Annotated in this window: 8 protein-coding genes; 5 read left to right on the forward strand and 3 right to left on the reverse strand. The window is 72.9% G+C overall.

Annotated features, from left to right (window positions below; all coding sequences use genetic code 11):
- Together AC1DUQ_RS13485 and AC1DUQ_RS13490 are read left to right on the forward strand one after the other, a co-directional pair.
- On the forward strand, nucleotides 1-191 hold a 191-nt coding region (locus tag AC1DUQ_RS13485), incomplete at its 5' end, for a hypothetical protein (RefSeq protein ID WP_477073952.1).
- Between the two features lie 14 nt (nucleotides 192-205).
- On the forward strand, nucleotides 206-1,495 hold the full coding sequence (locus tag AC1DUQ_RS13490) for a glycosyltransferase (protein WP_477059701.1): 1,290 nt from the start codon (nucleotides 206-208) through the stop codon (nucleotides 1,493-1,495).
- Here the strand turns inward: AC1DUQ_RS13490 and AC1DUQ_RS13495 are convergent.
- On the reverse strand, nucleotides 1,492-2,361 hold the full coding sequence (locus AC1DUQ_RS13495; RefSeq protein ID WP_477059700.1) for a DUF429 domain-containing protein: 870 nt from the start codon (nucleotides 2,359-2,361) through the stop codon (nucleotides 1,492-1,494). The genes AC1DUQ_RS13490 and AC1DUQ_RS13495 overlap by 4 nt on opposite strands.
- Nucleotides 2,362-2,469: 108 nt before the next feature.
- On the opposite strand from AC1DUQ_RS13495, the gene AC1DUQ_RS13500 reads away from it, so the two are divergent.
- Both AC1DUQ_RS13500 and AC1DUQ_RS13505 read left to right on the forward strand, forming a co-directional pair.
- On the forward strand, nucleotides 2,470-3,870 hold the full coding sequence (locus tag AC1DUQ_RS13500; RefSeq protein WP_477073953.1) for a glucose-6-phosphate dehydrogenase: 1,401 nt from the start codon (nucleotides 2,470-2,472) through the stop codon (nucleotides 3,868-3,870).
- A 53-nt stretch (nucleotides 3,871-3,923) separates the two neighbouring features.
- Complete coding sequence (locus tag AC1DUQ_RS13505) at nucleotides 3,924-4,952, forward strand: LLM class flavin-dependent oxidoreductase (RefSeq protein WP_477059698.1); 1,029 nt, start codon at nucleotides 3,924-3,926, stop codon at nucleotides 4,950-4,952.
- Between the two features lie 88 nt (nucleotides 4,953-5,040).
- On the opposite strand, the gene AC1DUQ_RS13510 is transcribed toward AC1DUQ_RS13505, so the two are convergent.
- The gene (locus AC1DUQ_RS13510; RefSeq protein ID WP_477059697.1) at nucleotides 5,041-6,435 is read right to left on the reverse strand and encodes an HNH endonuclease signature motif containing protein; all 1,395 of its coding nucleotides are present in this window, start codon (nucleotides 6,433-6,435) and stop codon (nucleotides 5,041-5,043) included.
- A gap of 107 nt (nucleotides 6,436-6,542) precedes the next feature.
- Nucleotides 6,543-7,349, reverse strand: coding sequence for an SCO4651 family lipoprotein (locus AC1DUQ_RS13515; RefSeq protein WP_477073954.1), 807 nt, complete (start codon nucleotides 7,347-7,349; stop codon nucleotides 6,543-6,545).
- A 166-nt stretch (nucleotides 7,350-7,515) separates the two neighbouring features.
- Between AC1DUQ_RS13515 and AC1DUQ_RS13520 the strand changes: the two genes are divergently transcribed.
- On the forward strand, nucleotides 7,516-7,751 hold a 236-nt coding region (locus AC1DUQ_RS13520), incomplete at its 3' end, for a DUF4956 domain-containing protein (RefSeq protein ID WP_477073955.1).

Below are 7,751 nucleotides of genomic sequence, written 5' to 3' on the forward strand. Positions count from 1 at the left end.
GACCTACGCAGTATGTACAGTCCGTCCACCTCGACGGTGAGCGGCTCGATCGCACGTGGCTGACCGGTACCGAGCTCCACCGCGGCGGACGCCTGCACCTGGAGCTCGGTCCGACGCCCAGCGCCTGGGGCACCACCGTCCGGCCCCCGTCCGTCAGCACGACCCCCCCGTCCACCGCGCTGCGGCGCTGACCCCAGGAGTCGCCGTGTTCCCGAACCGCCGTCTCGTCATCGTCGTCCGCGCCGACCCGGTCATCTGCGGGCACTCGGGCGAGGCCCGCAACCTCGCGGAGGCCGCCCTCCAGCGGGGTTTCGACGACGTCCGCATCGTCACGTGGCCCATCGACCGGCTGCAGGCGACGGGCCTCCCCCTCAAGCCGCTCGACGGGGTGCTGCCCTACTCGCCGGGGATCACCGTCGAGCGCCCCGAGCCCGTCGGCGACTACAAGGTCCCCGACGGCCGCTGGCTCGCGGGGATCGTCGGCCGCCTGGTGGAGCTCTTCACCGACGGCGTCCCGACGGTCGCCATGTCCCTGTACCTGAGCCCGCACTCGCTCGCGGTGGCCGACGCCGTGCACGTCGCCCGACGGACCGGCCTGCCCGTCAACGTCACGACTGTCGCCGAGGCGGTCGGCTCCGACGTCACCAACGTGGTGCGCGCCTGCGTCGAGAAGGACGAGTTCGGTGCAGCCGCGCACGTGCTGTCCAGCTACCTCGAGCACGACGTGTGCCTGGCGGTCAGCGACTACACGCGCGAGCTGATCATCGCCGAGGCCGCCGCCATCGACGCCAAGCACGGCACCACGTTCGCCGCCCAGTGCCGCGAGCGCGTGACGGTCTCCTATCCGGCCATCGACGTGGGCTCCTACCTGGACCTCGACGCCGCCGAGACCGACCGCGTCCTGGCGTCCCGCGGCCTGGAGCGCGACGGCTACGTCCTGTTCCTGTCCCGTCTCGCGCACGCCAAGGGGGTCGACGACCTCATCGCCGGCTTCGCCGAAAGTCGCGCGGCCGACTCCCTCCGGCTGGTCGTCGCGGGCAGCGGACCCGACGCCGACCGGCTCCAGGAGCTCGCCGCCGCGTCGAGCGCCGCCGACCGCATCGTGTTCTTCGACGACGTCGACGACGACGAGAAGGCCCACCTGATGGCCGCGTCCGCGTCCTACGTGCTGCCGAGCAAGCCTCGGCCGGAGTTCGTCGAGACGTTCGGGATCGCCCTGGCCGAGAAGATGCTCGCCGGCGGCGGTCCGGTCATCACCACGGACACCGGAGGCATCGGCGAGGCGGTCGGCGACACGGCGATCATCGTGCCGGTGGAGTCACCGTCGGCCATCGCCGCCGCGCTGGACCGCGTGCTGACCATGTCTCCCGACGAGCGCGCCGGCTGGGAGACCCGCGCCCGCCTGCACGCGATGCAGTTCGACCGCGGGGCGGTGCTGGACGCGATCCTGGACCGCGTCGCCCGGGTCGAGCGGGTCCCGACACCGGTCGGCTAGAGGATCACGCGGGCGCGTTCCCGGGCGATCTCGACCAGACGCTCGGCTTCGCGCCGCGTCAGGCTCGGGACGGCCGCGCGGAACTCGTCCGCCAGGTCCAGCGCAGGCACCCGGACGGGACGCGCGGGCGGGACGGAGGGGCTCCCCGGAACCACGATGTAGCCGCTGTGGACGTCGCCGAGGACCCGCATGGCCGGGGATCCCGTGCCCCAGAGCCAGGCGAGATAGGCGCAGAGGACGGCGTCGACCTCGTCCTCGACGCGGTCGAGATCCGCGATCCGGCCGGCCGCTGCCACCGCGCTGCGGATCTCCGCCCAGCGCGCCGACGTGGTCAGCCGGAGCGGTTCGTCGCAGACCCGCTCCATGTGGTCGAGGAGGGACAGGAAGGCGACCTTGAGGCTGTCCAGCCCGCGTCCGCGCTTCGCCTTGTAGGGCAGGACGCTGGCCAGCGCGAAGAGCACGACCATCGCCGGGTGCGGGTAGACCTCGATGGCGACCGAGGTGCCGTGGCCGGGCGCGGTCGCCGGGTCGGGGTCCCACCCGAACCGAGCGCAGAGCGTCTCGCCGCGCGGAGGGTCGAAGAGCGGGCGGGACCGGTTGGAGGGGTAGGCGCCCGCGTTGTAGGGCCCGAACTCCCGCGAGACGAGCTGCTCCGGCACCCGCGAGCCCGTGGCGTTGGGGACGATCAGCGGCGCGTCGATCGCGGCGACRACGGTCCCGCTCGTGTGCGCGTCRACGAAGGTGGCGATCTCGTCGTCCGTGACCACCGCGGTGGACGCGACGAGGCGACCGGTCTCGTCGAGCGCGGCAAGGCCGGTCCGCGCCCGCGCCGCCCACGCGAGGTCGATCCCGAGGTAGCTCGTCATGCAGCCCATCGTCGTCCACCACGGGCGCCAGACCGCGCCGCCGCGCGCTCGTCGGCAAGCGCACGTACGGTCGAGGCTCCGCCTGTCACCGTCGTGAGGACCCGCCCGATGGCGCCCACCGAGCCCCTGATCTTCGTCCTGCACGGTGCCCGCGGGGACCTCGCGCGGCGCATGGTCCTGCCCGCGCTGGCCACCCTCCAGCGCCGCGGTCTGCTGCCCGAGCGCTGGGCGCTGCTCGGCACGGGWCGCACCCCGATCAGCTCGACGGAGTTCGACGAGCTGCTCCGCACCGCGGTCGAGGAGTTCGGCGACGAGGAGGCGGCCGAGGGCGTCCCCGAGCTGACCACGCACACCGCGTACTGCGGTGACGTCACCGAGGACGGCAGTGCCGACGAGCTGCCGGGAGAGCTGGACCGGCTGCAGGGCGTGCTCGGTGGCGGTGCCACGGTCGTCCACTACCTCGCGGTGCCGCCGTCGTCGTTCGCGCCGATCACGCGGGCGCTGGACAAGGCCGGGCTGACCGACGGCGTCCGGGTGGTCTACGAGAAGCCGTACGGCACGTCGCTGGAGACGTTCCGGGACCTCGACGCGACCGTGCACGCCGCGTTCGACGAGGAGCAGGTGTTCCGGATCGACCACTTCCTGGGCAAGGAGGCGACGCAGAACCTGCACGTCCTGCGGTTCGCCAACGAGCTGTTCGGCGGGGTGTGGAACCGGCGACACGTGGAGCAGGTGCAGATCGACGTGCCCGAGACGCTGGACGTCGCGCAGCGCGCCGAGTTCTACGACGCAACCGGCGCCGCGCTCGACATGCTGGTCACGCACCTGTTCCAGGTGGCCGCGGAGGTCGCGATGGAGCCGCCGCGCAAGCTCGACGCGGCGAACCTGGGCAAGGCACGCGAGGACGTCATCCAGCACTTCCGGCCGCTCGACCCCGCGAACGACGTGGTGCTCGGGCAGTTCGAGGGCTACCGCGACATCGACGGCGTACCCGACGACTCCACCACCGACACGTTCGTCGCCGCGCGGCTCTGGGTGGACACCGAGCGGTGGAAGGGCGTGCCCTTCCTGCTGCGGACCGGCAAGCGGATGGGCGGCTCGGCGCAGCAGGTCACCCTCGTGCTGCGGACGCCGGACACGCTGTTCGGCTCCCCCGTCGGCCCCARCCGTGTGATCGTCTCGCTGGCCGGCTCGGGCGAGCTCGAGGTGACGACGACCGTCAAGAAGCCCGGCGCGTTCCTCGAGCTCGGGACCGGGACGGCCAACCTGGAGCTGGCCGACGTCGAGCCGGGCGAGTCCCTGCCGCCGTACGCCGGGCTGCTGGAGGACGTCCTCGTCGGCGACCGCACCCTGTTCACGACGCCGGCCGGGCTGGAGGCGGCCTGGATCGCCTTCGCTCCGCTGCTGGGCGACGCGCGTCCGACGCCCGAGCCGTACGCGGTCGGCTCGTGGGGGCCGAAGTCCGCCGAGAGGCTGGCCGAGCCGCACGGCTGGGTGCTCGGCGACTGAGATCAGCCCGCCCCGGCGCGTCCGACGAGGCAGCGTGCTCGTACGATGCGCGCGTGACCGCCCCCCGCCTCGAGCTCAGCTTCCTCACGTTCGTCCCGTACGACGACCCGGCCGACGCGGGCCAGTCCCTGCGCGACGCCATCGACCTCTTCCAGTACGCGGAGGAGCTCGGCTACGACATCGGCTGGGTCCGGGTCCGTCACCTGGAGAAGTTCCTCTCCTCGCCGTTCCCCCTGTTCGCGGCCATCGGCCAGGCGACCACGCGCATCCGGTTCGGCACCGCGGTCCTGCCGATGCGGTACGCCGACCCGATCGCGGTCGCGGAGGACGCCGCGACGGTCGACCTCCTGTCCGGCGGCCGGCTCGAGCTGGGCGTCGCCGGCGGGATCAAGCCGTCGGCCGCGCTGCTCGACGGGGTCTACGGCTCCAGTGAGCTCTCGTTCGACGACGAGTCCCAGCACCGCATCGCCCGGCTGCGCGCGGCTCTCGCCGGGGAGCCCGTCGCAGTCGCCCCGGAGGGCGGCTTCCCGATCGCACCGCCCGGCACCCCCCTGACCGTCACGCCGCACAGCCCCGGCCTCGCCGACCGGGTCTGGTACGGGCCCGGGTCTCGGGCGACCGCCGTACGGACCGCCGAGCAGGGGATGGACCTGCTGGTCTCGACGCTCAACGGGGAGGACGACGGGCGGTCCTTCGAGGAGACGCAGCGCGACCAGATCCGCGCGTACAAGGAGACGTTCGACGTCCCCGGTCGGACCCCGCGCGCGGTCGCCGGACGGATCGTCCTGCCGAGCGTCATGCCCGCGGACGACGAGCTCTTCGCCGAGTACATCGCCTGGTACGCGGGCCGCTTCGACGCCACGGGTCGCCCGCCCGCCGGCACCGGGTTCGGGGTGTTCAGCCCGACGCACCACGGATCGCCCGACGAGGTCGTCGCCAGCCTGCAGGCCGACGTCGCCCTCCAGGAGGCGACGGGGCTCGACATCGTCCTGCCCGCGAACGCGACCCACGCCATGAGCCGCCGCATCCTCGAGAACGTGGCGACGAGCGTCGCGCCGCGGCTCGGCTGGAACCCGGCCTGACTCGTCGGCGGGCGACGCCTCGACGAGGCCGCCGCGTGGCCCCGCCCGTCCTTCGGCCCCCTCGGCGACAGTCCGGCCGCCGCCGGGCTCAGAACGGTGGGTCGCCCCAGTCGCGCGGTGGCGGTGGCGGCGGTGGGTGCTCGGCGACGGACGGCGTGGTCAACAGCTGGACCGGATGGCGCGCGTACGTCAGCCCGTGCCGGTCGGTCCACGTCGAGATCCCGGTGACCGGGTCCCAGGTCACCTTCCACCACCCCTTCGTCTTGGCCTCGTGGTGGTGCTTGCACAGGGCGTGCAGGTTCGCCTCGCACGTCTGAACGTCGTGCACCGAGCCGGCCGGCGCTCGCGAGAAGTCGTAGGGGACGCGGTGGTCGATCTCGCAGCGCGACGCAGGCTGCCGGCACCCCGGGAAGGTGCAGGTGACGTCGCGGGCGATGACGGTGCGGGTCAGGTCGGCGCCCGGCCGGTAGGTGGCGCTGCCGACCGCGCAGACCTGGCCGGTGGCGTCGGTCAGCACCCGGCGCCACGTGGCGTCCTGCGCCAGCTCGCGGGCGACCTCCGCGGTGATCGGACCGTACGACTCGAGGACCGCCGGGTTGTCGTCCACGCCCAACAGGGTGCTCGCCGCCACCGCGACCTGCAGGGAGACCCGCTGCCCGTGCCGGGTCGGCAGTGGCGTCCCGTCCGGGGTGGCCTGCCGGTCCAGGATGCCCGTGAACACATCGGCGAACGCGTCCGCGCGACGCTGGTCGACCGTGCGGTCGTCGCCGTCGACGGCGGCGTTCCCCGCGAGGGCGTCGACCGCCGTGAAGGCCGCGGTCGCGTGCTCGGCCGGCAGGTAGGCGCTGAGGAACGCCATCCCGTGCTCGGACAGGCGCATCGAGACCCAGCGATCGGCTCGCTCCTTGACGCGCCGCCGCTCCGCAGCCGCGGCGTCGGCACCGATCACGGCACCCCGCACGTGCCGAGCCAGCTGGGGCGCCGTGAGGTCCTGGGCGCGGTCGAGAGCGTCGGCGACCACCGCAGCCACGGTGCCGGGCTCCGCGGCGAGGGTCTCGGCGACGATCACGTCGACCTTGCGCGCGTCGACCGCACCCGCGGCCCACGCGTCCGCGAGCGCCGGACGGTCACCCGCGAACGACGCCCGCAGGACCAGGTCCCGAGCCAGCCGCCCCGTGCACACCAGCGCGCACGCCAGCTCGTCGCCGACCTTGGCCAGCGCGTCCGGCGTCCTCGCCTCCATCTCGCGGATGACGACGGCCTGCGCGGCCTGCGCCATGTTGAGCACCTGCTGCCACGCGGTGACGGCGTTGACCAGCTCGACGTCGGAGGCGTCCGCGACCGACACGGACTCGAGCCGGCCGGCGAGCTCGCTGAGCGTCAGGCCGGGGATCGGGAACGCCTCGACGTGCCTCAGGTCCAGCTCGGGCGACGGGCCCCAGTCGGAAGCCGGGGTGCGCGGGTCGTCGAGAAGCGCCGTCACCTCGCTACCTCCTGTCGATCCCTATCGGAATCGAACAAGTGTACGATCGACCGCCGACACTCGGCGGGCCATGATGACCGCACATCCGGTACCGCGTCAGGCGCTGATCACATCGCCGGCGCCGCCGTCACCTGGTCGGCCGGCGGGGCCTCGATCGTCACCGGGCCGCCCCAGTTGCTGAGCGTCATCTCGATGTGCGAGCCCATCATGTCCATCACGAGCTTGCGGGGCAGCTTGTCGTCCCCGACCCAGTACGTGTAGGTGATCTCCTTCGGCACCTCGACCCCGGCTGCGGCCGCGGCGGCGAACTGCTCCGCCGACGGGCCGGCCATCTTGCTGGTGTCGACCACCACGTCGTACGGCTGCGCGCTGACGCCGTCGAGCTGCTCGGCGGCTCCGGCCTTGGTGACGCTGACCAGGGCGGGGAGGATCTCCTCGAGGCTGTCGGTCGCGCTGGAGCCGGTCGTCTGCGAGAGCGACGCGGTCAGGGGGTTGCTGGTGTCGGTGGGGTCCAGCTGCCAGAACATGCCCCCGGTCAGCTCACCCATGTTGATGTACATCTGGCCGCCGACGATGCGCATCTCGATGGGCGCGGTCATCTGCGCGCTGCTCATCGTCATGGTCAGCTCGTTGCCGGCGTCGGTGACGCGTGCCTGGCCCTGAGCGGTCATGGAGGCGCCGGCGACGTCCGTGACCATCGTCGTGTCGTAGGTCTTCGCGGCCAGCATCGCCGTGGCGATGTCGCCCAGGTTGTCCGTGGTGAGCTCGAAACCGGCGGGCTCGACGACCGTCTCCTCCTCGACCGATGCGCCGACGGAGGACGTCGGTGCGGCCTCCGGCGCGGACCCTCCGCACGCGGTCAGCGACCAGGCGAGGACGGCGGCGGCCGGGACGACGAGCAGACGACGGGACACGCGCACGGGGGAACTCCCAAGGTGGAGGGCGGAGAGGGAACGAGGGGAAACCCTTCCATACCGGCGGGTGGTCCCGTGCCCGATCCACGCCTGCGCCTCAGCCCTCGCACAGCGACGGCACAGGCTCGCTCGGCTCAATGGAACCCGTCCCACTAGGAGGGTTCCCATGACTCAGTACGCGCTCCTCGCGCTCGATCTCGTCGCCATCAGCGTCCTCGCACTCGGCGTCTACTTCCCCCGGCACCGGCGGCGTGACCTCGTCGTCGCGTACCTCGGCGTCAACGTCGGCGTGCTGGCGGTGGCGACCGCCCTGGCGAGCAGCGCGGTGGGCGCCGGCCTCGGGCTCGGGCTGTTCGGCGTGCTGTCGATCATCCGCCTGCGCTCCACGGAGCTGACCCAGCA

Source organism: Cellulomonas sp. P4_B5_2 (assembly GCF_056402235.1).